The sequence below is a fragment of the Natrinema salifodinae genome, assembly GCF_900110455.1.
GTDB lineage: Archaea > Halobacteriota > Halobacteria > Halobacteriales > Natrialbaceae > Natrinema > Natrinema salifodinae.
The window spans coordinates 379,260-404,618 of the sequence record NZ_FOIS01000003.1 but is presented as its reverse complement, the minus strand read 5'-3'; the positions used below and the strand labels follow the sequence as shown (position 1 = coordinate 404,618).

Here is a 25,359-nt window from a genome sequence, read left to right as displayed (position 1 = left end):
TTTGGTGCTTTTCGTTCGTCGTTCTTCGTCGCCGATGTTCCCCGGTCGCTCGATGGTAGTCGTGACTACATTTTGATACGGGTCACAGCGTCGTCCGCGTAACCCGACCGTTTTCTCCTGCGAGAGACCGACTCCCACAATTGGATGGCTCTGTCAGAAAGGATTTAATACCCCGCTCCCACCGGTCGAGTGCAATGAACCGAATCACAGCCGTCGTACTCGCAGTCCTCGTCACGGTGGCGACCCTGCCGGTCGCCGCCGTCGGCGCGGGTGCGAGCGCAGCATCGCCCTCCCAACAGTCCGACGGCAGTGCCGACGCCGGCGCCTACGCCGGGACGCACGTCGCCTTCGAGACCTCGAACGACGCGCTCGTCGACTACCGCGTCGACGGCGAACAGGTGTTCGAGAACGTAAGCGTCGTGTCCCAGAGCGACCACCACAGCCGAGCAGGTCTCGGCGCCGACGTCGCACTCGATGCCGTGGTGAACCTCTCGGGCCTCGGACTTGAACTCGGTGCGCAGAGCGAAACGCGCGCCGAGATCGAGACCGAAGGGTCCGCGTCGATGGCCGCTCACGACAGCGAGCGCGGCATCCTGACCGTCGACGCCGGCGACGAAGCCCGGTACGTCGAGGTCGACCTGGCTGACAACGTCTCGGCCGAAGCGGACGCCGAGCACGGCGACCGCGTCGTCGTCGACAGCGGCGAGCGCACCGGCGCGTTCGTCGTCGCTGGCGACGGCGAGGTAGCCGTCAACGAGAACGGCGACGTGACGGCGGACCTCGGGAACGACGCGACGCTCGTCTTCCGCTCGTACGCGGACGGCGAGCGCGACGAGAGCGCCGAGGAACAGGAACGGCTGATCGCCGACGGCACGGCGACCGCCGAGATCTACGCCGAGGAACGCGCCGGCGAGCGCGTCGTCGACGTCGCGACCTACGGCCAGGACATCGCGATCGACGCCGCCGAAGAGAGTCAGGAGCGCCTCGAGATGACCGTCGAACGCGCCCACGGCGAGGGCACGGTCGTCATCGCGAGCGTCTCCGAGGCCGCCGTCGACGGCGCCGAGAGCGCCGAGGACCTCGCGGTGACCGTCGACGGTGAGGCCGCCGCGGAGGCGTCCTCGTACAGCGAACTCGAGGGCGGCATCGGCGAGGAGCCCCGGTACATGGTGACGCAATCGAGCGACGCCTCGGCGACCGCCGACGTGCTCGTGGCGATCGACCACTTTTCGGAGCGAGAGGTGGCGGTCCAGAGCGCCGACGGCGACGCTGACGGGGACGACAGCGTGCCCGGCTTCGGCGCCGGCGCCGCGCTGGTCGCCCTGCTGACCGGAACCGCCGCCCGACTCCGACAGTAACGTATCGGTTCGGTACCGGAATGGTGCGGTCCCCGACCGTCCGCGTGCCGTCCGCTGGTTCACTTCTCTTGCAGTATCGATCGTCCGTTCCGGACGAATCCATTTCCGTGCCGCCGTGGTAGGTCGCCTATGGTCCACGTTGCGATCGTCGGGGCCTACGGCAGCGCGGGCGTCGCCGTCGCCGACGAACTCCTGGAACGACGCGACGACCTCAACGATGACCTCGAACTGACGCTGATCGACGACGGCGACCCCGGCGGCGGGCTCTGCATTCTCCGCGGCTGTATGCCCTCGAAAGAAGTGCTCTCGGCCGGCGAACACCGGTACCTGGCGCGTCACGACGACAGGCTCGACGGAACTCCCGCGGCCGATCCCGAGACGATCGTCGCCCGAAAGGACGAGCACGTCTCCGAGTTCGCTGCACACCGCCGGGATCACGTCCACGATCTGGCCGACAGCGACGGCGTCGAACTCGTCCGTGACACCGCCCGCTTCGTCGACGACCGGATCCTCGCGGTCGACGGGCAGCGACTCGCGCCCGACTACGTCGTCGTCGCGACGGGCTCCGTCCCGAACGTTCCCGATCTCCCCGGGATCGACCGGGTGCCGTATCAAACGAGCGCGGACGTTCTCGACGCGACGACGTTCCCGGACTCAGGGATCGCGATGGGACACGGGTACGTCAGCCTCGAACTCGGGCCCTACCTCAGCGAGGTCGGCGACGTCGACCTCACCGTGATCGAACACGACGAGCGCCCGCTCGACGAGATGGAAGACGCGTACGGCGACACCCTCCTCGAGATCTACCGCGATCACTTCGGAATCGAGGTCCTGACCGAGACCGACGAGAAGCGCCTCGAACCGACCGCTGACGGCGGCGTCCGGCTGTTCGCCGAGCGGGACGGCGAGGAGCGAACGGTCAAGGCCGACGACCTCTACCTGTTCACCGGCCGCCGGCCGAACCTCGACGGCCTGGCGCTCGAGAATACGTCCCTCGATCCCGGCGACGGCTGGGTCACGTCGACGATGCAGGCCCGCGACGACGACCGCGTCTTCGTCGTCGGCGACGCCAACGGCCGCGAACCCATCCTCCACGTAGCCAAGGAACAGGGCGTCGCCGCCGGCGAGAACGTCGTTCGCCATCATCGTGGCGAGGCCTGCGAGCCGTACGCCAGCGTACCCCACCACGTGATCTTCTCGGGGCTGGGCGTCTACCCCTTCGCCCGCATTGGCCACACCCCTGAAACGGCCGCCGAGTCGCACATGGACGCGATCGTCGTCACTCGCCAGGCGGCCGCCGACGGCGTCTTCGAGACGAAAGGCCATCCCGAGGGCCGAGCGACGCTGATCGTCAACGCCGAGGACGGGACGGTGCTTGGCTATCAGGGGCTGCACCGCCACGCCGACGTGATGGCGAAGACGATGCAGGTCGTCGTCGAGATGGGCCTGGACGTCCGCGAGGTGCCGAAGCGAGCCTACCACCCGACGACGCCCGAGATCCTCGACGAACTCGTCCGCGAAGCGTGTGCGCGACTCGCGGAGCGCCGCGAGTGCGTCGGCGATACCGAGTCGGCGGCCCCTCCGTTCGGAAAGACGCCGCCCGCTAGCGAGCCCGCGACTGATCGGGAGTGACGACGAGAGCCCGGTGCCGTCCCGGGACTGACGAACTGGCGGCGCAAGCCGACGCGATGTCGACACGAGGGGGAAAGGGGAGGGGGAATTTGCGGCGGACGGGACGGTGAGCCGCTCCCTTGCGAACAGACGATCCCGCCCGCCACCGAATCGTTTATCCGGCGGTCGAATAGTACTACTGACAAACCCGTCCAAACGATCCGCCGGGTCCGACATCGGCTCCCGATTCGGACGGGGCGCGGCCAGGCGATGTCGAGACGAAAACGCCGCCGAATTCATCGCACGGCGACCGTTTCGAACGGATGGCGGTCCCCCACCGCTTTTTGACGGGCGGGGTGCTACCGTCGACTGTGACTCGAGACGTCCGGCGGGCGACGGCCGACGACGTCTGGGCCGTCCACGAAATCGCCCGCGAGAGCTGGCACGACGCCTACGACGAGATCCTCGGCCCCGAGACAGTTGACGACGTCGTCGACGACTGGTACGCGATCGGGGACCTCGAGTCGTCAATTTCGGAGGCCGAGGGACGCGACGATGTCGCGTTTCTCGTCGCCGAGGGGAGGGACGAACCCGCCGGAGGCGGTTCTCGGTCCGAGACGAACGCGAACTGTCGCGGCTTCGCCCACGCCGTCCCCTGGCCGGAAGACACCTCCGTGGCGTTTCTCGCACGCCTGTACGTCCACCCTGCGAGCTGGAACGAAGGGATCGGTACCGCGTTGCTCGAACGGCTCGAGGCCGACCTCTCGGGGTCGTTCGACCGGCTCCGACTCGCCGTCCTCGCGGACAACGAGATCGGGATCTCGTTTTACGAGTCGACCGGGTTCGAACGCGTCGCGACGCGGAAGAACGATCTAGGCGACGGGCTCGAAGAACACGTGTACGAGCGATCGCTGTCGCGAGAGCGCTCGGGCTGATTCGTTCCGTCGCTGGTCTACAGCGGCACGTCCGTCTTCCCACACCGTTCGCGCTTCGCGGCCTCGCTCACAGTGTTTTCTCGGCCTCGCTCTCGTCGACGACTTCGACGCCGCGGTTGTTGACCGCCGCGGGATCGAGGCCGACCTCCTGAAGGAAGTTCTTGTACTCGCGCTCGCACTGCTCGGCGTCCTTCTGCTTGTCGCTGGCCCGATCGCAAAGCTCGATCAGGTTCTCCGGCACGTCGTTCTGGTAGACGATCCAGTGGTTGATCAGGTCCGAGAGCCGGCGGATGGGGCTCGTGAAGTGGCCGTAGATCTCGAAGTTCAGCGCGTGGTGGCCGCCGAACGGGTCGTTCATGTACCGCGCCCGTGGCATCACCTTCATCACCGCCCACTGGATCTTGTCCAGCTGGCGACCCGGCGCCTCCTCGAGGGTCGCATTGACGGCCTTTCGCGGGTCCTCCCAGGTGCTGCCCGGGATCGAGACGCCGTCTAGATCCTGGATTTCCTGAAGGGCCTCGGACCACTCGTCGGGGCTCGGCTGCGGGTGAACCCGGTACATGGCCTCGACGCCGCGGTTCCACATCAGCTCGTGCGTGACGGCCTTGTTGGCCTTCAGCATGCACTCCTCGATGATTGTGTGGGCGCGGTCTCGGCTCGGGTTCAGGACGAGCGAGCCGTCTTCCTTGCGCTGTTCGTGCATCCGGTCGGCGAGGTCGTAGACCAGCTTGTTCTCCTCGTGCAGCGGCGCGTCGGGGTCCTCGAGTCGGTTCTCGGCCTGCGTGTAGGTGAGCCGCTCGTCTGACTCGATGACGGACTTGTAGATCTCGATGTTCTCGTAGGAGAGGTGCTCCTTGTCGAGGTGCATCTCGACGGTGTGGGCCAGGCGCTCCTCGTTGGGGACCAGCGAGCAGACGGTCTCGGCCAGCACCGGGGGTAGCATGTGGATCGTGTAGCCGGGCAGGTAGACCGTGTTGCCGCGCTCGACGGCCTCGTCCCACATCGCCGTGTCGGGGTTGACGTAGTGGGTGACGTCGGCGATGTGGACCCAGAGGACGTACTCGTCGTCGCGCTCCTCGATCGAGAGCGCGTCGTCGAAGTCTTGGGCGTCGATCGGGTCGGTCGTCCAGGTCGTTAGATCGCGCAGATCTTTGCGCTCGTCGATCTCGTCGCTGATCTCCGACTGGACGCCCTCCGTACGGGCCTCCGCCTCCTCTAGGACTTCGGGCGGGAACTCGTCGCGGATCTCGAACTTCTCGAACAGTTCCTCGCGCTTGTTCTCGAGGTGGCGCGCGAGGTCTTCCGAGATCTCGACGGGGCCCTGGCCTTCGACCGTCCCGGCCTCGGCCTGTGCGTCGTTACTCATACCGGGGGCTACGGACGTGAAGGTCAAAGTCGTGTCGGGACGAGGAGCCGTCCGATCGCGAGTTCCCGGAGCACCGACACCGACGGACGGACCGCGTTCGATCAGGAAGATATATTTTGTATCTAACAAAACTACGCGTGAATGCCCGCGATAACCCTCCAGGGAGTCACTAAGCAGTTCGGTGACGTCCGCGCCCTCCGCGGTATCGATATGACCGTCGAGTCCGGCGAAGTGTTCGGCTTTCTCGGGCCGAACGGCGCCGGAAAGTCGACGACGATCGATATTCTGTTGCACTACACGCATCCTTCGAGCGGTTCGGTCGACGTGCTCGGCCACGACGTCTCCGAGGAGCCGGCCGCCGTCCGGAAGCGCGTCGGCATCCTCCCCGAGGGCTTCGCGCCCTTCGAGACGATGACCGGCCGCCAGCACCTCGCGTACGCGATCGAGGCCACCGACGTCGACGACGATCCGGCGGCCCTGCTCGAGCGCGTCGGCCTGGCCGACGCCGCCGATCGGGCCGCCGCGGACTACTCGACGGGGATGATCCAGCGCCTCGCGCTCGCGATGGCCCTTGTCGGCGAGCCCGACGTGTTGATCCTCGACGAGCCCTCGACCGGGCTCGACCCCCACGGCGTCCGGCGGATGCGCGAGATCGTCCGCGCGGAACGTGACCGCGGCGCGACCGTCTTTTTCTCGAGCCACATCCTGGCGCAGGTCGAGGCGGTCGCCGATCGCGTCGCCATTCTCCGATCGGGCGAGCTCGTCGCCGTCGACACGATCGACGGGCTGCGCGAAACGGTCGATGCCGGCGCGGAGTTGACCGTCGACCTGGCCGGCGACCCGACCGAAATCTCGCCCGCCGTCGCGGCCATCGAAGGGGTCTCGACGGCCGCCGAACGCGACGGCGACCTCGTCGTCGGCTGTACCGCCGACGCGAAACTCCGAGTGCTCGACGAGATCCGGGCCGCCGGCGGGACGATCCGCGATTTCTCGACCGGCCAGGCCTCGCTCGAAGACCTGTTCGTCTCCTACACGGAGGGGGCGGCATGAACTGGAAGCTGATCGCTCGGAAGGAGGTCGGCGACGCGATCCGCAACCGGCAGTTGTACGCGATCGCCGCGACGTTCGCGCTGGTCTTCAGCGCCATGGCCGCGCTCTACGTCAGTCAGCTCGAAGAGGGGTACATCACGCCAGGCGACCTGGTCTCTCAGTTCGGGCTGCCCGGGATGCTCCTCGTGCCGGTCACCGGCCTGTTGATCGCGTACGGCGCGATCGTCAGGCGGCGTTCGAACGGCCAACTAACGCTGCTGCTCGGGCTCCCCCACGACCGACGTGATATCGTCCTCGGGATGTACGTCGGCCGGTACGTGGTCTTCCTCGCGTCCCTGTTCACGGGCGTCATCACCGGGGTCGCCGTCATACTCGCCACCGGGCACTCGGTTCCGACGGTCGACGTTCTCGCGTACCTCCTCATCAGCGCCGGCCTGGGGCTCGCCTACCTCGCCATCGCGATCGGTATCTCGGCGATGGTCCGCACCCAGACGTGGGCGTCGTTCGCCGTCTTCGGCGCGTTGCTCCTCCTTCTGGTCGTCTGGCGGTTCGTGCCTGACGGCCTGTCCTACATCGCGGCCGGTTTCGAGGAGCCGGCGACGCAGCCGTGGTGGACGTCGTACGTCAGCATGCTGTCTCCGAGCCTTGCGTACGAACAGCTGTTGCTTGCCGTGCTCGAAGTGGACTACAATCGCTCTCTCACCGGGTTCAGCGCCGCCGTCCTGCTGGGGTGGGCGGTGCTCGCTCCGGCCGTCGGCTACTGGCGGTTCGCGACCGACGACCTCTAGGCCTAGCGCTCGCGTTCCTCGAGCGGCCCGTACCGTTCTTCGACCGTCGAGAGATAGCTCGCGAGAAAGCCGTCGCGGTCCCGCCCGCCGGCCTCGAGCTCTACTAAGAGGTCCTCGAGTTCGTCGCGCGGGAGGTGGCAGAGCTCGCCGTGACAGGGTTTACAGAGGTACTCGAAGGTCTTGTTCTCGCGGTCCCAGCGGTCGCCGTGCTTGTCGTACTCGCGGGCCTCCGTCCGCGGGCGCTCGGCGCCACAGGCGAGACACGTCACCGTCTCCGTGCGGTTCCGAGAGGGCCACATGCTCTACTCGATCCGACGCCGCGGGCCTACTTAGCGATTGTCACACGTTGTCTCTGGCCTGACGGTCAGCCCGACCGAATCTCCGTCTTGGAGCCGATCGACCTCGGCCGCTTCGGGCTCTCCGGAACGGGCCTTTTATCTCCGGACCGGCCGTTGGCCCGGATATGCAGGTCAAGTCTCGCCATCACCTCCGCAGCGACGCCGTCTCGGAGCTCGAGGAGACCCTCGAGGAGGGACTCGGCGTCTCGCCCGACGGCGACGCCTACGAACGCGTCGAGTTCGAGGACACCGATTGGGAGGTCGTCCTCATCGACGGCGAACCGCAGGTCGCGTACTTCGACGAGGAGCCGTTCCTGACCGTCCGCGGCGCCAACGCCTACGAGCCCGACAAGCGCCTGGTAACCGTCGACGCGGGCGCCGTCTCCTTCGTCAGCGACGGCGCGGACGTGATGCGCCCCGGGATCACGGCGGCCACCGACGACATCGAGCCGGACGACCTGGTCGTCATCGCCGAGGAGTCCCACGGGAAGGTACTCGCAGTCGGCCGCGCCCGCGTCCCGGGCGACGAGATGGGCGGCGACGAGGGGAAGGTCGTCGACTCGCTGCACCACGTCGGCGACGACCTCTACGAGTTCACCGGCTGACGAAACGGACCTAGTTCTGCCCTAATCGGCCGCTTCGTCCAGCGAATCCGCCTCGTAAGCGCCCTCGTACTGGGCGAGCGTGTCTCGGTACCCCTGGACCGCCAGATCGTACGTCTCGCGCAGGTCCGCGATCGGCGTCTCCGTGGCGTCGATCCGTAGGTCGTTGTACGGCGGTTCGACGACGTAGGATTCGGTCGTCTCGACGACGACGGCCGCGCTCTGGACGGGTAGTTCCTCGCGCTTGTCGCCGCCCTCGCGGTCGCCGGCGGCCAGGACGTCGATCAGCCGTTTTGCGAGCGGTTCGACGTCGCCGTCCTCGGTGACCGCGGCCGGCCCGGTCGCGGGATCGGTCGCGTCGTGGACCGCGGTCGCCTCGTAGGCCTCCGCGGCCGCGTCGATGACCGTCTCGCCGGTCAGCATGTTGCCCGCGACGGTGTAGTGATCGCCCTCGCAGTGGCCGTCCCACTCGACGCACTCCGCGCCGGAGAAGGCGAAAGTCGTCTCCGCGTCGACGCCGTGTACCTGGCGCTGGGGCGCGCCGTCGTCCGCGTTGAGCAGCGACTGCAACGCGTCGTCAACGGCCAGGCCGTCGTCGATGTACTCGATCCCGCGCTCGCCGAGGTCGACGTTGACCAGGCTCTGGGTCGCGACGGCGCCGTCGTCGCTGACGAACGGACAGAGCGTGCCGACGCCGGGCAGTCGCGTCGTGACCGCGACGCCGAATCGGCGGTGTTGCTCGCCGTTCTCGGTCTCGTAGTCCTCGCGAACGCAGATGCTGAACGTCATCGATTACACAGTTCGAACCCGAAAAATAAAAAATCGACCGTCGGTTCGACGGGCGTCACTCGAGATAGCCGAGCGCCGAGAGCCGGTCCTCGATGACGTCCCCGTCGGCGTCATCCGCTGTATCGGCGGCGGTCCCATCCGTGGTCACCGACTCGACGACGGCCGTCGAGTCGACCGGTTCCGACCGCACGATCGGTTTTCGTTCGGAGTACGGCGGGACGTACCAGGGAACGGTGTTCAGGGCCGGCATCCGGACGTTGCTCGGGTGGAAGTACACCGAGACCGGAAACGGCGTCGCCCACTCGCCGACCGCGTTCCCGTGATCGGCCGTGATCACCGTCTTGCCGGGGAGGCGATCGGCCAGCGGCACGGCCTCGTCGAGCACCCGGTGCAGATTATCGCGGTAGGCTTCCCAGAAGACGCCCGCGTCGACCTCTCCGTCGCGCAGCGCCTGCCAGACCGACTCGAACTCGACGTCGGCGTCGTCTTCGAGCACGGCTCCGCGGAGGCCGCTCGTGATCCCGCTCTCCACGTCGAGTCGCGTGTCGCCGATGAACGGTACGTGTGGCTGCATGAAGTGCACGATCAGTCGCTTGTTCGGATGGGACTCGTGGGCGGCCAGCGCACGGTCGGCGAGGTCCGCCGGGAGCACGACGCCCTCGTCGTCGTTCCAGTCGTCGACCCAGGCGCGGTCGGTGTGATAGAACGACTCGTCGAGGACCCGCTTCTCGTGGGGGTTCGCGGTGACGTAGACGGTATCGTTGTAGGTCCGCCCGGCGAAGTTCTCCGCGAGGAACTCCGGCGACGAACTGCCGCGCGAGCGGAACTCGCTCACCTCGCCCTCGAGCGAGCGCTTGGTGTAGAGTTGCATGAAGAGGTCGTATCGGCACCCGTCCAAGATCAGGAGGTTGTCCCAATCCGCGTCCATGACGTACTCCCCGTCGTTGCCACGAATGCGTTTCTGAACGGGACCGAGAACCGACGATAAGAGCAGTTGTCGGCGCAGAAAGTCGTTCCCGAGCGCGGCTTTCGCCATCTCCGCTTTCTCCGTGAGTCCCATGAAAGATAATTCATTCTCCCTTCCTATAAAATTACGCAGATGATCTATATACGGAAACATTATTTGGAGAGGAATATCTCCGCTGTTGCGGGCTTCCGCCCACGATCGCAGCGCCGCGGCCGCCTGGCCGACCCGACAACGCTCGCCGCTCGCGATCGACGACCGGCCCCGCTCGGTCGCGTTCGCTTCGGTTGAACGGTCACGTCTGACGTAAGAACTATACAGACAGCGACGGACTCTCTCGCCTATGGGATTGATGAGTAAAATTCTCGGCGGGAACCAGTCCCGCACCGTCGAGGACTACGCCGAACTGGACCTCGAGGACGTCGCGGCCGAGTCGGCATCGGCGACGATGCAGGTACACATCGCGGAAGTGGGCAGCCAGGCGGACGCGATCGACATCAAAGACGCCGTCTACGACGGTGACATCGTCATCGCGGACATCACGCGCCTGCGCACCGAGGACAGCACCGTCGAACACATCGTCGACGAGCTTCGCCAGGTCGCTCAGGAGGTCGACGGCGATATCGTCCGGAAGGGCGACGACCAGATGATCATCACGCCTACGGGTGTCCGGATCAGCCGCGAGAAACTCGGCCAGAAGCTCTGAGGCCGGGCCTGTCGCTCGAAGGAGCACACGCTTGTTGTTCGATTCTCTCGCCTTCTTCGAGTTTTGGACCGCCGATATCTGCCAGTAAAAGAACGCGTCGTCGTCCGGCCTGCATGCGGGACCGGCGCGGCCGCGGCAGTCGACGAGCGCGATCTCGATCGATTCGATCGACCGCGAACCGCGAGTCGCTGTCGCTCGGCGCGGTGCCCGTTCTCGTGAGAGTCCTTCGTATGCCAATAATGCTTTCACGAGGGACGTTCTCGTCGGGAACATGGACGTCATTCACACGGCCCTGTGGGTATCGGACATCGAACGGACCCGGGACTTCTATATCGACGGGCTCGGCCTGCAGGAGAACTGGTCGTTCACCGGCGGTGACGGCGTCGAAAACGTCTACATCGGCGGCGAGAACGCCGAGTTCCAGTTCAAGTACGATCCGGACGGCGGGCCGGAAATCGAGTCGGGGACGATGGCCCACGTCGCCGTCGGCGTCGACAGTACCGACGACGCCTTCGAGCGCCTGGTCGAGCGCGCGGACCCGCCGGTTCGCGAGGAACCGACGACGATGGCCGACATCGATCGCCGCGTCGCGTTCGTCGAGGACCCGAACGGCTACGTCGTCGAACTGGTCGAACGACTCGACTGAGCGACAGTTTTCCGGTTCGCCGAGGATACCCAACGAAAGAAAATTACAGAACCTGGGGGCTACTCGGTTGACTGTCTGTCCGCTCGAAAGCGGAAATTCCACCCGGACGTGTTCGTGAAAACGGCAAAATACACACAGACGACGTGTCGAGTACCGGCACCGACTAAACGATAATACTTTTCCATTGGCGTCCGAAATCCCTGAGTATGTCTGACGACCTCAAGAAAGGGCTCGAGGGTGTGTTAGTCGCCGAATCGGAACTCAGTTCGATCGACGGTGACGCGGGCCGCCTGATCTATCGCGGCTACGCGATCGAGGAGCTCGCTCGCGGGACGAGCTACGAGGAAGCCCTCTACCTGCTCTGGAACGGTTACCTCCCGACCGAAGACGAGCTCGAGCCGTTCGCGGACGCGCTCATGAACGAACGCGAGGTCGACGACACCGTCCTCGAGACGATGGAGAAACTCGCCGCGGCCGACGAACGTCCCATGGCCGCCCTGCGGACCGCCGTCTCGATGTTCTCGGCCTTCGAACCCGAGAGCGACGCCGATCCAGAGGATCTCGACGCCACGCTCCGGCAGGGCCGGCGGATCACGGCCAAGATCCCGACCGCGCTTGCAGCCTTCGAGCGCTACCGCATCGGCGAGGAGCCGGTCGACCCCCACCCCGACCTGGGCCTGGCGGCGAACTTCCTCTACATGCTGACCGGCGAGGAGCCCGACGACGTCGCCGCCGAGACGTTCGACCAGGCGCTGATCCTCCACGCCGACCACGGACTGAACGCCTCGACGTTCACGTCGATGGTCATCGGCTCGACGATGGCCGACATCTACAGCGCCGTGACCGGCGGTATCTGCGCCCTCTCGGGGCCGCTCCACGGCGGCGCGAATCAGGACGTCATGGAAGTGCTGATGGAGATCGACGAGAGCAACCTCGATCCCCTCGACTGGGTCGAGCAGGCCACCGACGAGGGCCGCCGGATCCCCGGCTTCGGCCACCGCGTCTACAACGTCAAGGACCCCCGCGCGAAGATCCTCCAGGAGCGCAGCGAGGAACTCGCCGCCGAAGGCGACTCGAAGTGGTACGACATCACGAGCACCATCGAGGAGTACCTCACCGAGGAGAAAGGGCTGGTCGACAAGGGCATCGCCCCGAACGTCGACTTCTACTCCGGGTCGGTCTACTACCAGCTCGGTATTCCGATCGACATGTACACGCCAATCTTTGCGATGAGCCGCGTCGGCGGCTGGATCGCACACGTCCTCGAGTACCAGGACGACAACCGCCTCATCCGCCCGCGCGCCCGGTACGTCGGCTCCGAGGACCAGGGATTCGTCCCGCTCGAAGAGCGGTAAGCCCGAGCCGCCGTCTCCCCTCCCGGAGCGACTTGCTCTCACCGTCCGATTTCTTTCCGCTCGCTCGCACGCCCAGCCCGCTTTCTCCGTCCCGGGTCGTCAGTTCCGTCGTCGATATCCGAGCCAGCGACGGCTCCGCGCCGGTCGAACGAGCCTCCCCGATACGATACCGGACGCCACCTGCCGACGGCCGCCGGCAGTACCTGCAAGTCCCTCGACCCACAACGATCGGTCGTGGACGCGGACGTCTTCGTCTACGGCACGCTGACCGATCCCGACCGAGTCACAAGCGTCCTCGGCGCTACGGGCGAGGCAGACCGCGAGAGCGAGCGCGGGTCCGCCGACCCCCAGTACGAGTTCGTCGGCTAGGCGACCCTCGACGGGCTCCGTCGGGTCGACGGCCGGTATCCGACGCTCGCGCCAGGCGGCAGCGTCGACGGCCGTCTCCTGACAGTCGACGAGGCGGGCCTCGAGCGCCTCGATCGGTACGAGGGGGTAGACAGCGGTCTCTACGTCCGGGTCGCGGTGCCGGACACGAGGGACGCGACGTGCGCCGCGAGGGCCTCGTCTGCCGGGGACCGCGACGACCGCTGGGAAACCGCGGCGGACGGCGCGGCCAACGCCGCCGATCGACGGTGCTGGGTCTACGTCGGCGACCCGGATCGTCTCGGCGTCGACGCGGCCTGGCCCGGGTCCGGCTCGTTCTCCGATCGGGTTCGAAACTTCGTTTCGCGACCCGGAGTCTCGGTCCGGATCCTCGAATGACGTCCGTCTGTCTAGCGTCTGACGGCGTCGTTTCCCCGACGCCGTCTTGCGGTTTCACTTCCACCACGGGTGCATGAGATTTATATACTCCGCGTCCCCTTCTACACTCGCACGTCACACGCCGTGCATTCCCTGTATTCCCTGTCGTGCTGCCAACGTTGCAGCACATCCGCTGTTGGGGGGACGACGGTGCGGGCCGGCCACAGGCTCATCCGGTCCCCGACAGTAATCCTTACACGCTACGCCGAGTAGACGAGCGTATGCTCGAACTCTCGGATATTCTCGAGGCCGAAGAGCGGGTGCGAGAGACGTCTCGGCACACGCCGCTCGATCACTCGCACACGTATTCGGCGATGACCGGAGCCGAGATCCACCTGAAACTGGAGAACTTCCAGCGGACGGGCGCGTTCAAGATCCGCGGGGCGACCAACCGGATCAAGACGCTCTCCGAGGAGCAAAAGGCGGCCGGCGTCGTCACCGCGAGCGCGGGCAACCACGCGCAGGGCGTCGCGCTGGCGGCCACGCGGTCGGGCGTCGACTCGAAGATCGTCATGCCCGAGCACGCGCCGATCTCGAAGGTCAAGGCGACCAAGAGCTACGGGGCCGAGGTCGTCCTCTCGGGTCGGGACTACGACGCGGCCGCCGAGCGCGCCCACGAGATCGAACGCGAGGAGGGCCGGACCTACGTCCACGCGTTCGACGACGAATACGTGATGGCCGGCCAGGGCACGATTGGCCTCGAGATCCTCGAAGACTGCCCCGAGGTCGAGACCGTCGTCGTCCCCATCGGCGGCGGCGGACTCATCAGCGGCATCGCGACCGCCATCAAGGAGCAGAAACCCGACGTCCGCGTGATCGGCGTTCAGGCCGACGGCGCTTCGAGCGCCGCCGAGTCCCTGCGGAAGGGCGAACGCGTCTCGATCGACGGCGTCGACACCATCGCGGACGGCATCGCGACTCGCAGCGTCGGCGAGCGGACCTTCCCCTACATTCAGGAGTACGTCGACGAGGTCGTCACCGTCTCCGACCCCGAGATCGCGGTCGCTCTGGTCTACTTACTCGAGCGCTCGAAGACGGTCGTCGAGGGCGCCGGCGCGGTACCGCTCGCGGCCGTCCTCTTCGAGACGTTCGAATACGACGAGGACGAGGTCATCGTCCCCGCGCTCTGCGGCGGTAACATCGATCTCAACACGCTGACCAACGTCATCGTTCGTGGCCTGGTCGAGACCGGCCGCTACCTGAAGATCCGGACCGTCCTGAAGGATCGACCAGGCGCGCTCGAGGACCTGCTGGATATCTTCACCGAGCACCAGGCGAACATCTACGCCATCCACCACGACCGGACCTCACGCGAGGTCGAGATGAGCGACACCGAGGTCGAGATCGAACTCGAGATGCGCGGTCCCGACCACGTCGACGCCTTCCTCGCAGCGCTGCGCGACGCGGGCTACGAGGTCGACGTGCTCGCCTGAGCACCGCGGCCCGCGGGTTCGATCGGCTCCGCTCGGTCCTGCTCGGTCCTGTTCGTTCCCGTCGATCGGGCTCTCGGGTTCCCGATCGGACCGCGTCGTCGTCGACGCCGTTACCGGTTCCCAGCGCTCGGGAATCGGCGAACACCCGTCAAATGGCGAGTGACTATCCTCCGACTGGGCACCCATCTCGTGTCCCGTATCTACTGATTCACATGGTCGACCCAGTCATCGCCAGCCGGTTGCAGTTTGCGCTTACGACTATCGTTCACATCATCTTCCCCGTGATGAGCATGGGCCTGGCGCCCTTCCTGATCTACTTCACGTGGAAGTCGATCCGCTCGTCGGACCCGCTCTGGGAACGGCAGCGGCGGTTTTGGACCCACATCTTTGCGATCAGCTTCGTCGTCGGCACCGTGACGGGCTTGGTCCTCGAGTTCGAGTTCGGGACGAACTTCGCAGCGTTTTCGACGTTCGCTGGGGAGCTGTTCGGCGGCCCGCTGGCCGTCGAGGGGATGATGGCCTTCTTCCTCGAGGCCACCTTCCTCGGGGTCTTCGTCTTCGGCCGCGAGAAGGTCGGCGACGCGCTCTATATGGTGTCGGCGGTCGCCGTCGGCCTGGGGACCTGGCTCTCGGCGGTTTGGGTCCTCGTCGCCAACTCCTGGATGCAGACCCCGCGGGGGTACGAACTCGCCCGGGAGAGCGGGCAACCGGTCGTGACGCTCGTCGATCCCGTCGCCGCGTACCTGAACCCGCGGTTCCCGTGGATGTTCGTCCACATGCAGTCGGCCGCCGTCCTCTCGGTCGCGCTGTTTATGGCCGGCGTGGCGGCGTACTTCGTCTACCGATCGAGCGGTGGCGAGCGCGAGAACGGAACCGACGGCGACGATACCGGCGCGGACGCGTCCGTGACCGCGCCCGCCGACGCGAACGCGGCGGCCGACACCGCCGCCGACGATGACGCCCGCTTCTGGCGCACCACCCTCAAGATCGCGCTGGTCGTCCTCCTGCTGACCGCGCCCTTCCAGGTCGTCCACGGCGACTCCTACGGGCGCCACGTCGCCGAGACCCAGCCCCAGAAGTTCGCTGCCATGGAGGCCCTGTACGAGACCGAAGGGCCCGCCGCGCTCCACCTGATCGCGATCCCGACCGATCCGAGCGCGTTCACCGATCCCCGCGCCGAGAACCTCTGGACGGTCGATATTCCGGCGATGGCGTCGGTCCTGGCCAGCGGCGGCGATCCGTCTCACACCGTCCAGGGCCTCGACGAGTTCGAGGGCTCGCCGCCGGTCGCAATCGTCTTCTGGGCGTTCCGCGCGATGGTGTTGCTCGGCTTCTGGTTCGTCGGCCTGGCGGCCTGGGCCGCCTACCGCTGGCGCCGCGGCGACCTGTTCGCGGACCGGCACCTCCACCGCGCGCTGATGGCCTCCGCGCCGCTTGGCTTCGTCGCGGTCGAGACGGGATGGATCGTCACCGAGGTCGGCCGCCAACCGTGGGTCGTCCAGGGGCTGCTCCGGACCGAGGACGGCGTCTCGCCGGGACTCACCGGCGCCGAGGCGACGCTGACGCTGGCCGGCTTCGCGCTCGTCTACGCCGCCTTGCTCGGCGGCTACGGCTACGTCGTCCGGCGGCTCATCCTGGCGGGGCCGCCCGACGTCGAGTCGGCCGGTAGCACATCGTCGGCGTCGCCGACGGACCCGAACGCGGAGTCAGCGGCACCGAAGGTGACCGGCGATGACTGAGCCCGCCGGCCAAGCGCTCGCCGCCGTCGCCGCCCTCGGCCCGCTCGCCGGGTCGCTGCCCGTCGACCTGCCGACGCTGTGGGTCGTCGTCGTCTTCGCGTTCCTCGGCACCTTCCTCTTCCTCGACGGGTTCGACTTCGGGGCCGGCGCACTGTTCGCGCTCCGGCGCGACGAGGCCGAGCGCGAACGCATCCTCGCGGCGATCGGCCCCTTCTGGGACGGCAACGAGGTGTGGTTGGTCGTCTTCGGCGGCGGCCTCTTCGCTGCCTTCCCACCGCTGTACGCCGCCCTCTTCAGCCGCCACTACCTGCTGCTGTTCGCCGTCCTCGGGGCGCTCATCTGCCGCGGCCTGGCGCCCGAGTTCTACGAGCAGCGCGAGGACGACGCCTGGCGGCGCTGGTGGGGCCGGGCGTTCGTCGTCGGCAGTGTGGCGACCCCGTTCCTGCTGGGCATCTTCGTCGGGAACTGGCTGCTCGGGACGACCGTCACCGCGGCCCCCGAGACCGTACTCGTCGGTCTCGCTCTCGTCGCGCTCACCGTCGTCACCGGCGGCGCGTTCCTGGCTCTGAAGACCGACGGGGCGCTCGCGGCCGCCGCCCGGACGTGGGGCCTGCGCGCACTCGCCGCCTTCCTCCCGCTGACCGTCGCGGTCCTCCTCGCGCTGGCCGCTCGCCCGACCGTTCGCGACGCCCTGTTCGCGCCGTTCCCGCTGGCGCTCGTCGCCGCTACGGTCGCGGTAGGCGGCGGTTACGCCCTTGCAATCCGACGCGGGCGGGACCTGATCGCCTTCCTCGCGGCCGGCGGGTTGACCTACGCGCTGGTCGCGCTGGTCGCGGCGCTGCTGTACCCGACCCTCGATCCCGCGACGGGGCTGACCGCCGCTGAGGCCGCGATCTCGCCGCTTGCGCTCCGCCTGCTGACGCTGTCCGCGGCCCTCCTCGTGCCGCTGGTCTGCGCCTACTTCGCAATCCTCTACTCGACGTTCTCGGGGCCGGTCGAGGCCGAGGGGTACTGACGCCCCTTCGAAAGTCCGCGAGCCCTTCTGCAGTCCGTCGCGGACCTCGTAACTTTAAGCGCGACCGGATACACGTTTCGGGCATGAAACGAATCATCGAGACCGACGACGCGCCCGCGGCGGTCGGCGCCTACAGCCAGGCGACCAGTAACGGCTCGCTGTTGTTCACCGCCGGCCAGATCCCCATGACGGCCGACGGCGACCTCCTCGACGACGAGCCCATCGAGAACCAGACCGAGCAAGCCCTCTACAACCTCGATTCCATCCTCGACGAGGCGGATGCGACCGCCGAGGATATCCTCAAGGTGACCGTCTTCCTCGACGACATCGACGACTTCGATGCGATGAACGAGGCCTACGCCGCCTACTTCGACGACGAGCCGCCGGCCCGCAGCGCCGTCGAGGTCGCCGCCCTCCCGAAGGGCGTCGGCGTCGAGATCGAGGCCGTCGCGACCCTCGAGTGAGCGAGGTGTCGGCATGAGCGGCTACCCCGCTGATGCGATGGGTCTCGACCCCCGCACCAAGTCCGCACTCCTGTGGGGCGTCGTTGGCTGCCTGTCGTTTCTCGTGCTCGTTCAGGGCTACACCCTGTTCGTCGAGCCGCCGCTCTCGATCGCTCGCGGCCTAGCCGTCGGCCTGGCGGTCGGGGTCGGAGCGACGATCGGCGCGTACGTGCTCGAACCGCGGATCGCCGCACGGGCGGCGGATCGGCCCGAGCGGTGACCGGATCTCGTAACAGTTAAACGACGGACGCGGTTAGGATGACCTGGGCCAGGATGGCCGAACGGTAAGGCGCACGCCTGGAAAGCGTGTTCCCTTTGGGATTCTGGGTTCAAATCCCAGTCCTGGCGTTTCTCGGGACGAATAAGTTACGAATAGCGAGTACTCCGCGGGAGTTTCCTCCAATACACGAGTGCAGCCGCCCTCTCGGACCGTCCGTCGCATCTTTCTCGATTCCGACCAGGCGTCTCCTTTCCAGCGTTTGCGATCGATCAGGACGCTTCGGTGCCGATATCCGCGTTTACTGTTAGCAATTGTCCTGGTCTGTCGAACTATCGCCATATTAGATGGACATCCAACCAAGGAAAGTTTTATTATATAGGTCATCGTCCTCGTTTTCGGAGGAAAAGAGAATGAAGCGTTACGAGAACTACTACGAATGTCGTGATTGTTCAACTACGGTTCATCCCGCCTCCTACCGCGCGAGCTGTCCGGAGTGCGGCGGGACGCTTCGTTCTAATACCCGCTACGGACAATCGACCGGAAGCTGATAGCGAGGTATAGGCGCGCTACGGCCGCTTTCGTGGATGGTCCGTCGCGGCGATACGGCGGTAGCCGCTACTACCGGTCGATCGCGATTCGGCGATCGGCCAGGCGGTTCGAGTCGGACCGAGTACGGCCGCGAGCGATGGGTCGCGTCGCTATCGCTCGGTCGTAATAGAGCACAGTCGATCGCCGGTCGACTGTCGGCGGGAGCACGACGAACGAGGAAGTAGGGGGTACGGGGGATGGAGCGCGGACTACCGCTCGATTTCGACCGGAACGTCCGTCGCGATCCAGCAATCGGGGTCATCCGGATCTCTAAGTTCCAGACTGCCGCTCTGACACACCACCATTTCGTATCGGTCGTCCATGCTGACCCCACCGCCGACTCCGACGGGATCGGATATCGTAACGGGGCCCGTACCGGCGGTTCTACTGCGAGTAAGCACCTCATACTATCCGTTTCCGGCCGACCACGGACGACGGCGGTCGCCGGCGAGCGGCGGCGCCACCGGCTCGAGTCCGCATCGGCCGAGTCGACGTCGGTGCGAGCCGCGAACGGACAGCCTTTGCTCTTGCGTCCCGATCGATCGGGTATGTGTGGTCGGTACACGCTCGTCGTCGAGCAGGACGATCTCGAAGAGCGGTTCGGCGCCCGATTTCCGGAGGCGAAGGCATCGGGGTCCGACGCGGACGGGGGAGACGACGCGGCCGAACCCGCGTTTACACCCCGCTACAACGCGGCGCCCGCGCAGGCCCTGCCGGTGCTCACCAACGAGGAACCGGACGCGTTCCGCCGCTTCGAGTGGGGCCTGGTACCGTCGTGGGCCGACGGCGACAGCGGCGGGCTGATCAACGCGCGGGCCGAGTCCGTCGCCGAAAAGCCGAGTTTCCGCGAGGCCTACGAACAACGACGGTATTCTCCCGAGCCGACCGAGGGAGAGCGCGACACGCCTTCGGCGGGTCGGTGTCTCGTCCCCGCTGACGGGTTCTACGAGTGGGTCGAGACCGAGGGCGGGAAGCAGCCGTATCGCGTCACCTTCGAGGACGACCGGATCTTCGCGATGGCCGGCCTCTGGGAGCGCCGGGAACCGGACGCGACCCAAACGGGCCTGGCCGCCTTCGGCGGCGGCATCGATGGGGCCGAAACCGAATCCGGACCAATCGAGACGTTCACGATCGTCACGACCGAGCCGAACGAGGTCGTTTCGGACCTGCATCACCGCATGGCTGTGATTCTCGATCCCGACGACGAGCAGCGGTGGCTGTCAGGCGACGATCCGTCGGACGTGCTCGAACCCTATCCAGCCGACGAAATGCGCGCGTACCCCGTCTCGACGGCGGTCAATGATCCGTCGACGGACGATCCGTCGTTGATCGAGTCCATCGAGCCCGCGTAACGGCGCGAGAAAACCCGAGCGAGTGACACACGCGGTTCGATGAAACGAGATCGTACTGAGAGACGGTGAATCAGACTGTCAGTCTGGACGGAGCTGCTCTCTAAAACTGATATAATCCGACGAGGACTCCCCGGTTCGGTACCGCCGTTGCCCGAGCGTCGTGAACCGACCGGTCCTGATCGGGGGCCGCTTCCGCTCGTCGGTACGTCCGTCCCCCGAGATTCGTCGAGCGTGGCGTCGCCGGTGGCCTGACGGTTCGATCGTCGCGGGCGGGAATCTCGCAGCGGCGACGTCGAGAACAGGTGGTTTTTACTACACTATCGGATCGGTAACAACGATGGAACGGTGGAGTGCGAGTCGGCGGCGCGTCCTTCGATCCGGGAGCGTCCTCGCGGCGATCGGAGCGGCAGGGTGCGTCGGCGACGAAAGTGACCGAGAGACCGACGCCGGCGACGGCGACGAGACCGAAGAGAGCGGAGTCGACGAACCGGCGGTCGCCGCCGAGCTGACGCCGGAGAGCGGCGAGAGCGGCGACCGGTTCGGGACGGCGATTACGCTCGACGGCGGCGCAGCGCTCGTGGGCGCCCCCGGCGACGCCGACGCCGCCGGATACCGGGTGGGCGCGACGTACGGCTTCGAGCGGTCCGGCGACGATTGGTCGCGGCGCCGGGCGCCGGCACCGGATCGCGACGGCGCGGACGTCGAGTTCGGTGCGGCCGTCGCGCTCGACGGCGACACCGCGCTGGTCGGGGCGCCCGTCGACGACGGCTCCGGCGGGTTCGAGTCCGGATCGGCGTACGCGTTCGAGTGGGCAGACGGGGACTGGCGCCGGCAGGCGACCCTGACGCCCGACGACGGGGGCCCAGGGGGCTGGTTCGGAACGGCCGTCGCGCTCGACGGGACGACCGCGCTCGCGGGCGCGCCAGGCGACGGGCCGGGCGTCGCGTATGCGTTCGAGCGGGCGGACGGGGACTGGCGCCGGCAGGCGACCCTCGAACCCCAGGGCAGCGAGAGCGACGACCGGTTCGGGACGGCGGTCGCGCTCGACGGGGCGACCGCGATCGTGGGCGCCCCGGGTGACGGGCCGGGCGTCGCGTACGCGTTCGAGCGGACAGACGGAACCTGGCGCCGACGGGCAGCCTTCGAACCCGAGGACGCCGACAGCGCCGACCGGTTCGGCGCCGCGGTCGCGGTGGCGGGCGACGTCGTCCTCGTCGGGGCGCCCCGCCGCGATTTCGCCGCCGGCGGGGCGGGGGCGGCGTACGTCTTCGAGCGCTCGGGCGAGGACTGGCGCGGACGGGTGATCCTCGAACCCGACGGCGACGAGCGCGGGTTCGGCGCGGCAGTCGCAGTCGGCGACGGCACTGCAATCGTGGGTGCTCCCAACAGCAACGCCGACCCGGACGGGACGGGGACGGCGAACGCGTACGAGCGCCGCGACGGCGCCTGGCGCCGGCGGGCGAACCTCGCCCCCGAGGACGCCGACAGCGCCGACGGGTTCGGGACGGCCGTCGCGCTCGACGGGACGACCGCGCTCGTCGGCGACGACGCCCGCGGTCCGGGCGCCGCGTACGCGTTCGAACTGTAGCGGCGCGCGGGCGTCGACAGGCCGCGACAGCGGTCACTCGCCTATTTTGAATACATCATTCCCCACAATTATTTATCATATCTCGTTAAAGATTGGATTTCATGTAAGATGAATAAATCTATACGAGTCGGATAAACTCTCAGATCGACCGTCACGGTCGGACAGGCTCGATCGGCGACTCCTCGTACAATTCGTACGTGATGGAGGCCGTCAGCAGCCCGGTTCCGGAGACCGTCCCGAACTCGGCTGCGGTCCCCCACCGACAGGGCGCGACCGTCTCCTGGCGGCCGACCGAGGCGGCCGCACACCTCCCCGCGGATTTCCCGATAATAGAGCGTCTCGTTCCAACGAGTATAAGGATTAGGTTGACCTAATCCGCTGGCATGGAACTGACCAGGCGAGACGCGGTCGCCGCGTTGGCCACGCTCGGGGTCGGTGGGGGGACGCTGTCGGGCTGCGTAGCCCCGCCCGGGTCCGACCCGGTCGACGTCGAGCGGCTCCGCGAAACGCTGGTCGCGGCCGCCGAGGTCGTCTACCCGAGCGAGGTCTCCGGCACGGCGGCGTTCGTCGAGGCGTTTCTCGAGGGGCGGCTCGCGGACCCGGACCACACCGCGGGCGTCGTCGAGGCGGTCGCGGCGCTCGACGACAACGCCAGGGAGTGGTACGACGATCGGTTCGCGGCACTGTCGACCGCGGACCGCGACCGGGTCCTCAGGAACGTCGGTGCGGACGACGCCGACGAGGACCCCGAGGGGACGACCGCCGAACGGGTGCGGTACTACGTGATCAACGAACTCCTGCTGGCATTGTACGCCTCGCCGACGGGCGGTAAACTGGTCGGCATCGAGAATCCACAGGGCCACGCGGGCGGAATCGACACCTATCAACGGGGGCCGGGCGCGTGAGCGGGAGCCGGCCGCCCGCCGAGTCGGCGGGGTTCGCGACCGATGCCGACGGAGACGCGGACGCGGCCGCAGACATCGATCGCACCCCCGTTGACGGCGCCGACGTCTGCGTGATCGGCGCGGGACCCGCGGGCGGAATCGTCGCCGATCGGCTCGCCGCGGCCGGCCACGAGGTCGTGATACTCGAGGCCGGGCCGTGGTTCGATCCGAACGACAGGCTCGCCCGCCAGGAGCGGGCGATCCGACCCGCCTACGACCGCCCGGACGTCTGGGACGGCGACCCCGACCGCGACGCCTACGCGGCGTCGGGCGAGCGGTTCTACCCGTTGAATCACGCCCGCGTCAAGGGCGTCGGCGGCTCGACGCTCCACTGGCAGGGGATGGTGATGCGGCTCCACGAGGATGATTTCGACTCGAAGAGCGCCCGCGGCGTCGGCGCAGATTGGCCCATCGACTACGAGGACCTCCGGCCTTACTACGCCGCGGCCGAGCGCGAACTCGGCGTGGCGGGCGCCGACGACAACCCCTTCGCGCCGCCCCGCGAGCAGCTCCATCCGATGCCGGCGTTCCCGCCCTCCTACAGCGACTCGCTGTTCGCCGAGGCCTGCGACGAACTCGGGATCGCGATGCACTCCGTTCCGAACGCGCGCAACTCCGAAGCCTACGACGATCGGAGCGCCTGCGTCGGCTACGGCACCTGCCAGCCCGTCTGTCCCTCCGGCGCGAAGTACGATGCAACCGTCCACGTCGAACGCGCCGAGCGTAAGGGCGCGACGGTGATCGACCGCGCACCCGTCCAGCGCCTCGAACACGGGCCCGATGCGATCGAGGCCGCCGTCTACGCCACGCCCGACGACGAACGGCACCGCCAGGCGGCCGACGCCTTCGTCATCGCCTGCGGCGGCGTCGAGACCCCGCGGCTCCTGTTGCTCTCCGAGTCGAGTCACTACCCCGACGGCCTGGCCAACTCGAGCGGCCTGGTCGGGAAGTTCTTCATGGACCACCTGTTCGCCGGCACGGGCGGGGTCCTCGACGAGCCGACCAGGCAGAATCACGTCGGCTTCCTCACGAGCGAGTCCCACCAGTTCTACGACGAGGCCGACGACGAGTTCGCGCCGTTCAAACTCGAGTTCTTCAACTACGACGGCCCCTCGCCGGTCGAGCTGGCCCTGACCGGGGACGACTGGGGCGACGATCTCCTAGAGCGCCTGCGGAGCGAGTACGGCAACCACATCGGGATAGGCGCGCTGGTCGAGCAACTGCCCCGCGAGGACAGCCGCGTCGCGCTCGATTTCGATCGGACCGACGATCGAGGCAATCCTGTCCCGGACATCCGCTGGTCGGTCGACGACCGGGCGCTGCGGACCATCGAGCGCGTCAACGACATTCAGGAGCGGATCCTCGAGGAACTCGGCGCGGAAATCACCTGGCAGGTCGGCCCCGACGACACCGGGCCGGCCTACCACCACATGGGGACGACCCGGATGGGCGACGATCCGGCGGCGAGCGTCGTCGGACCGGATCTGCGGACCCACGACCTCGAGAACTGCTGGATCGCCTCGAGCAGCGTCTTCCCGACCGGCGGCGCGATGAACCCGACGCTGACGATCACGGCGCTGGCGCTGAAGGTGGTGGATTCCATAGAACAATCATGAATTATTCCCATCTTTATAGAAAAATATAAGTAGTTTTATGTATTGTGAATATCTTGCTGGGAAAGGATATAGTTTCTAATGTTACCATGGGAGCTTTTAATACCGCTCTCGGAGATATTGTGTTATGGATCAGAACCCAATTGAGAAAAACCCGATCACGAGAATTATTCTCGGATTAGTAGTTGTGATCGGTATGTCGATAGGAGCTCATATTATGATTGTATTTTTCTCCTTCTTGAAATTTCCATATGCACCATGGATCGGCGCAATAGTTGGATCAATTACTATTTTTCTCCTCTTCTCATTATTATACAGAGAATATTATGTTTAGGAGTGTCACCTAGCCCATTATATTAATATTTTAAACATTAATTTAAAACTTGAACTTAACTCATTTCTGATCAATATACTTATTATTTAATTGAGTACTATCTAGGTGTTCTCCGAAGTCTGAAGTTGCACCACCAGTTGAAGCCCCCGTGGATGTAGACGCCTCAAGTCGCACTCGCGCTTCGTATTGATGGCCAGCAGTTAAATTTACTGAGGTACCATCAGTAGCAGTTCCAATAATGTCCTTGCCACTAACGAACCAACCCACAACGTCCTCACTAACTAAGGATTCCTCCCAAGTAGTTTCATCAGTTAAGTCTTCTAGCGTCATGGAACCTACAACAAGGAGGAAGCGATCGGGACAGTGCTGTCCGACATCGAAGCCGTCACCGACGGCCAGACGAGATTCCCGCACGGCGGGACGGTTGCCCCCGTCGCCGCTCTGTTCCCTTCCGTCACGCATATACTGACACCACGAACCTGACGGGAGCGATGGGAGGGAACGATCACGGCGACCGAGGCAACCGACGAGGCCGATACCAGCGACGCCCGCCGTCAGAAACGATCTCCGCTTCACGACGGTCGGATTCTGTGATACTTCACCCTTTCGAGGATGATCATGTATGGCCTTCAGTACATAGAACATTTCACATAACTATAGCAGAATCAACTGATCGCTGATGTCACGTGCGACTATACGGCACTCGCGAAGGAGCAGC

The 25,359-nt window shown here is 66.4% G+C and carries 25 protein-coding genes, 1 tRNA gene and 1 pseudogene; 22 read left to right on the top strand and 5 right to left on the bottom strand.

From position 1 onward, the window contains the following. Nucleotides 1–194 precede the first annotated feature (194 nt). From BMY29_RS12055 to BMY29_RS12045, 3 genes are all read left to right on the top strand, one after another. Nucleotides 195–1,358, top strand: a complete 1,164-nt coding sequence (locus BMY29_RS12055) for a hypothetical protein (protein ID WP_049988910.1) — start codon at nt 195–197, stop codon at nt 1,356–1,358. Nucleotides 1,359–1,487: 129 nt separating this feature from the next. Then, nucleotides 1,488–2,990 carry a dihydrolipoyl dehydrogenase family protein gene (locus BMY29_RS12050; protein ID WP_049988909.1) on the top strand — a complete coding sequence of 501 codons (1,503 nt, stop codon included), beginning with the start codon at nt 1,488–1,490 and terminating at the stop codon, nt 2,988–2,990. 350 nt (nt 2,991–3,340) lie between these two features. Next, nucleotides 3,341–3,904: a GNAT family N-acetyltransferase gene (locus BMY29_RS12045; RefSeq protein ID WP_049988908.1), complete on the top strand. Its 564-nt coding sequence runs from the start codon at nt 3,341–3,343 to the stop codon at nt 3,902–3,904. 67 nt (nt 3,905–3,971) lie between these two features. On the opposite strand, the gene BMY29_RS12040 is transcribed toward BMY29_RS12045, so the two are convergent. Continuing rightward, entirely contained in the window at nt 3,972–5,270 is a 1,299-nt protein-coding gene (locus BMY29_RS12040) for an RNB domain-containing ribonuclease (RefSeq protein WP_049988907.1), read from the bottom strand. Nucleotides 5,271–5,411: 141 nt separating this feature from the next. Between BMY29_RS12040 and BMY29_RS12035 the strand changes: the two genes are divergently transcribed. Continuing rightward, the gene (locus BMY29_RS12035; protein ID WP_049988906.1) at nt 5,412–6,320 is read left to right on the top strand and encodes an ABC transporter ATP-binding protein; all 909 of its coding nucleotides are present in this window, start codon (nt 5,412–5,414) and stop codon (nt 6,318–6,320) included. Beyond that, nucleotides 6,317–7,108: an ABC transporter permease subunit gene (locus BMY29_RS12030; RefSeq protein ID WP_049988905.1), complete on the top strand. Its 792-nt coding sequence runs from the start codon at nt 6,317–6,319 to the stop codon at nt 7,106–7,108. Before BMY29_RS12035 ends, BMY29_RS12030 begins: the two co-directional genes overlap by 4 nt. 2 nt (nt 7,109–7,110) lie before the next feature. Here BMY29_RS12030 and BMY29_RS12025 read toward each other — a convergent pair whose 3' ends face one another. Further along, entirely contained in the window at nt 7,111–7,407 is a 297-nt protein-coding gene (locus BMY29_RS12025; protein WP_049988904.1) for a DUF7562 family protein, read from the bottom strand. A gap of 164 nt (nt 7,408–7,571) precedes the next feature. Here BMY29_RS12025 and BMY29_RS12020 point away from each other — a divergent pair, with 164 nt between their 5' ends. Beyond that, entirely contained in the window at nt 7,572–8,051 is a 480-nt protein-coding gene (locus tag BMY29_RS12020) for an RNA-binding protein (protein WP_049988903.1), read from the top strand. 21 nt (nt 8,052–8,072) lie between these two features. On the opposite strand, the gene BMY29_RS12015 is transcribed toward BMY29_RS12020, so the two are convergent. Beyond that, entirely contained in the window at nt 8,073–8,837 is a 765-nt protein-coding gene (locus BMY29_RS12015) for a DUF1028 domain-containing protein (RefSeq protein ID WP_049988902.1), read from the bottom strand. Between the two features lie 55 nt (nt 8,838–8,892). Beyond that, nucleotides 8,893–9,843, bottom strand: coding sequence for a hypothetical protein (locus BMY29_RS12010; protein ID WP_049988932.1), 951 nt, complete (start codon nt 9,841–9,843; stop codon nt 8,893–8,895). Nucleotides 9,844–10,144: 301 nt separating this feature from the next. On the opposite strand from BMY29_RS12010, the gene BMY29_RS12005 reads away from it, so the two are divergent. From BMY29_RS12005 to BMY29_RS20635, 16 genes and pseudogenes are all read left to right on the top strand, one after another. After that, nucleotides 10,145–10,507, top strand: a complete 363-nt coding sequence (locus BMY29_RS12005) for a cell division protein SepF (RefSeq protein WP_049988901.1) — start codon at nt 10,145–10,147, stop codon at nt 10,505–10,507. A 271-nt stretch (nt 10,508–10,778) separates the two neighbouring features. Continuing rightward, nucleotides 10,779–11,153, top strand: coding sequence for a VOC family protein (locus tag BMY29_RS12000; RefSeq protein ID WP_049988900.1), 375 nt, complete (start codon nt 10,779–10,781; stop codon nt 11,151–11,153). A gap of 206 nt (nt 11,154–11,359) precedes the next feature. After that, complete coding sequence (gene citZ / locus BMY29_RS11995; RefSeq protein WP_049988899.1) at nt 11,360–12,508, top strand: citrate synthase; 1,149 nt, start codon at nt 11,360–11,362, stop codon at nt 12,506–12,508. 234 nt (nt 12,509–12,742) lie between these two features. Further along, a pseudogene (locus tag BMY29_RS11990) lies at nt 12,743–13,273 on the top strand (gamma-glutamylcyclotransferase family protein). A 260-nt stretch (nt 13,274–13,533) separates the two neighbouring features. Continuing rightward, nucleotides 13,534–14,745: a threonine ammonia-lyase gene (gene ilvA / locus BMY29_RS11985; RefSeq protein ID WP_049988898.1), complete on the top strand. Its 1,212-nt coding sequence runs from the start codon at nt 13,534–13,536 to the stop codon at nt 14,743–14,745. A 212-nt stretch (nt 14,746–14,957) separates the two neighbouring features. Further along, the gene (locus BMY29_RS11980; protein WP_049988897.1) at nt 14,958–16,484 is read left to right on the top strand and encodes a cytochrome ubiquinol oxidase subunit I; all 1,527 of its coding nucleotides are present in this window, start codon (nt 14,958–14,960) and stop codon (nt 16,482–16,484) included. Next, nucleotides 16,477–17,499: a cytochrome d ubiquinol oxidase subunit II gene (locus tag BMY29_RS11975; RefSeq protein WP_049988896.1), complete on the top strand. Its 1,023-nt coding sequence runs from the start codon at nt 16,477–16,479 to the stop codon at nt 17,497–17,499. The genes BMY29_RS11980 and BMY29_RS11975 overlap by 8 nt, the downstream gene beginning before the upstream one ends. Nucleotides 17,500–17,582: 83 nt before the next feature. After that, a complete protein-coding gene (locus BMY29_RS11970) occupies nt 17,583–17,963 on the top strand; it encodes a Rid family detoxifying hydrolase (RefSeq protein ID WP_049988895.1) in 381 nt (126 codons plus the stop codon). 13 nt (nt 17,964–17,976) lie between these two features. Further along, complete coding sequence (locus BMY29_RS11965; RefSeq protein ID WP_049988894.1) at nt 17,977–18,222, top strand: DUF7981 family protein; 246 nt, start codon at nt 17,977–17,979, stop codon at nt 18,220–18,222. 47 nt (nt 18,223–18,269) lie between these two features. Continuing rightward, nucleotides 18,270–18,350 (top strand) — tRNA-Ser (locus BMY29_RS11960). A 216-nt stretch (nt 18,351–18,566) separates the two neighbouring features. Then, complete coding sequence (locus BMY29_RS21600; protein ID WP_338141403.1) at nt 18,567–18,770, top strand: rubrerythrin-like domain-containing protein; 204 nt, start codon at nt 18,567–18,569, stop codon at nt 18,768–18,770. A gap of 588 nt (nt 18,771–19,358) precedes the next feature. Continuing rightward, on the top strand, nt 19,359–20,162 hold the full coding sequence (locus BMY29_RS11955) for an SOS response-associated peptidase (protein ID WP_049988893.1): 804 nt from the start codon (nt 19,359–19,361) through the stop codon (nt 20,160–20,162). Between the two features lie 337 nt (nt 20,163–20,499). Continuing rightward, nucleotides 20,500–21,750 carry an FG-GAP repeat protein gene (locus tag BMY29_RS11950; protein ID WP_049988892.1) on the top strand — a complete coding sequence of 417 codons (1,251 nt, stop codon included), beginning with the start codon at nt 20,500–20,502 and terminating at the stop codon, nt 21,748–21,750. A 383-nt stretch (nt 21,751–22,133) separates the two neighbouring features. Then, on the top strand, nt 22,134–22,655 hold the full coding sequence (locus tag BMY29_RS11945) for a gluconate 2-dehydrogenase subunit 3 family protein (protein WP_049988891.1): 522 nt from the start codon (nt 22,134–22,136) through the stop codon (nt 22,653–22,655). Continuing rightward, nucleotides 22,652–24,310 (top strand): GMC family oxidoreductase, encoded by a 1,659-nt coding sequence (locus BMY29_RS11940; protein WP_049988890.1) that lies wholly within the window; start codon nt 22,652–22,654, stop codon nt 24,308–24,310. Before BMY29_RS11945 ends, BMY29_RS11940 begins: the two co-directional genes overlap by 4 nt. A 124-nt stretch (nt 24,311–24,434) precedes the next feature. Then, nucleotides 24,435–24,641 (top strand): hypothetical protein, encoded by a 207-nt coding sequence (locus BMY29_RS20635; RefSeq protein ID WP_074854739.1) that lies wholly within the window; start codon nt 24,435–24,437, stop codon nt 24,639–24,641. Between the two features lie 60 nt (nt 24,642–24,701). Here BMY29_RS20635 and BMY29_RS20630 read toward each other — a convergent pair whose 3' ends face one another. Further along, nucleotides 24,702–25,103 carry a hypothetical protein gene (locus BMY29_RS20630; protein ID WP_173424862.1) on the bottom strand — a complete coding sequence of 134 codons (402 nt, stop codon included), beginning with the start codon at nt 25,101–25,103 and terminating at the stop codon, nt 24,702–24,704. Nucleotides 25,104–25,359: the final 256 nt, after the last annotated feature.

Bases quoted from the DNA above. Each gene is read 5' to 3' on its own strand.
- BMY29_RS11950 (WP_049988892.1), top strand. From the start codon at position 20,500: ATGGAACGGTGGAGTGCGAGTCGGCGGCGCGTCCTTCGATCCGGGAGC.
- BMY29_RS11945 (WP_049988891.1), top strand. From the start codon at position 22,134: ATGGAACTGACCAGGCGAGACGCGGTCGCCGCGTTGGCCACGCTCGGG.
- BMY29_RS12025 (WP_049988904.1), bottom strand. From the start codon at position 7,407: ATGTGGCCCTCTCGGAACCGCACGGAGACGGTGACGTGTCTCGCCTGT.
- ilvA (WP_049988898.1), top strand. From the start codon at position 13,534: ATGCTCGAACTCTCGGATATTCTCGAGGCCGAAGAGCGGGTGCGAGAG.
- BMY29_RS12005 (WP_049988901.1), top strand. From the start codon at position 10,145: ATGGGATTGATGAGTAAAATTCTCGGCGGGAACCAGTCCCGCACCGTC.
- BMY29_RS11980 (WP_049988897.1), top strand. From the start codon at position 14,958: ATGGTCGACCCAGTCATCGCCAGCCGGTTGCAGTTTGCGCTTACGACT.
- citZ (WP_049988899.1), top strand. From the start codon at position 11,360: ATGTCTGACGACCTCAAGAAAGGGCTCGAGGGTGTGTTAGTCGCCGAA.
- BMY29_RS11965 (WP_049988894.1), top strand. From the start codon at position 17,977: ATGAGCGGCTACCCCGCTGATGCGATGGGTCTCGACCCCCGCACCAAG.
- BMY29_RS12055 (WP_049988910.1), top strand. From the start codon at position 195: ATGAACCGAATCACAGCCGTCGTACTCGCAGTCCTCGTCACGGTGGCG.
- BMY29_RS11970 (WP_049988895.1), top strand. From the start codon at position 17,583: ATGAAACGAATCATCGAGACCGACGACGCGCCCGCGGCGGTCGGCGCC.
- BMY29_RS12050 (WP_049988909.1), top strand. From the start codon at position 1,488: ATGGTCCACGTTGCGATCGTCGGGGCCTACGGCAGCGCGGGCGTCGCC.
- BMY29_RS20630 (WP_173424862.1), bottom strand. From the start codon at position 25,103: ATGCGTGACGGAAGGGAACAGAGCGGCGACGGGGGCAACCGTCCCGCC.
- BMY29_RS11955 (WP_049988893.1), top strand. From the start codon at position 19,359: ATGTGTGGTCGGTACACGCTCGTCGTCGAGCAGGACGATCTCGAAGAG.
- BMY29_RS12030 (WP_049988905.1), top strand. From the start codon at position 6,317: ATGAACTGGAAGCTGATCGCTCGGAAGGAGGTCGGCGACGCGATCCGC.
- BMY29_RS12035 (WP_049988906.1), top strand. From the start codon at position 5,412: ATGCCCGCGATAACCCTCCAGGGAGTCACTAAGCAGTTCGGTGACGTC.
- BMY29_RS12040 (WP_049988907.1), bottom strand. From the start codon at position 5,270: ATGAGTAACGACGCACAGGCCGAGGCCGGGACGGTCGAAGGCCAGGGC.
- BMY29_RS12015 (WP_049988902.1), bottom strand. From the start codon at position 8,837: ATGACGTTCAGCATCTGCGTTCGCGAGGACTACGAGACCGAGAACGGC.
- BMY29_RS12000 (WP_049988900.1), top strand. From the start codon at position 10,779: ATGGACGTCATTCACACGGCCCTGTGGGTATCGGACATCGAACGGACC.
- BMY29_RS11975 (WP_049988896.1), top strand. From the start codon at position 16,477: ATGACTGAGCCCGCCGGCCAAGCGCTCGCCGCCGTCGCCGCCCTCGGC.
- BMY29_RS21600 (WP_338141403.1), top strand. From the start codon at position 18,567: ATGGACATCCAACCAAGGAAAGTTTTATTATATAGGTCATCGTCCTCG.
- BMY29_RS20635 (WP_074854739.1), top strand. From the start codon at position 24,435: ATGGATCAGAACCCAATTGAGAAAAACCCGATCACGAGAATTATTCTC.
- BMY29_RS12020 (WP_049988903.1), top strand. From the start codon at position 7,572: ATGCAGGTCAAGTCTCGCCATCACCTCCGCAGCGACGCCGTCTCGGAG.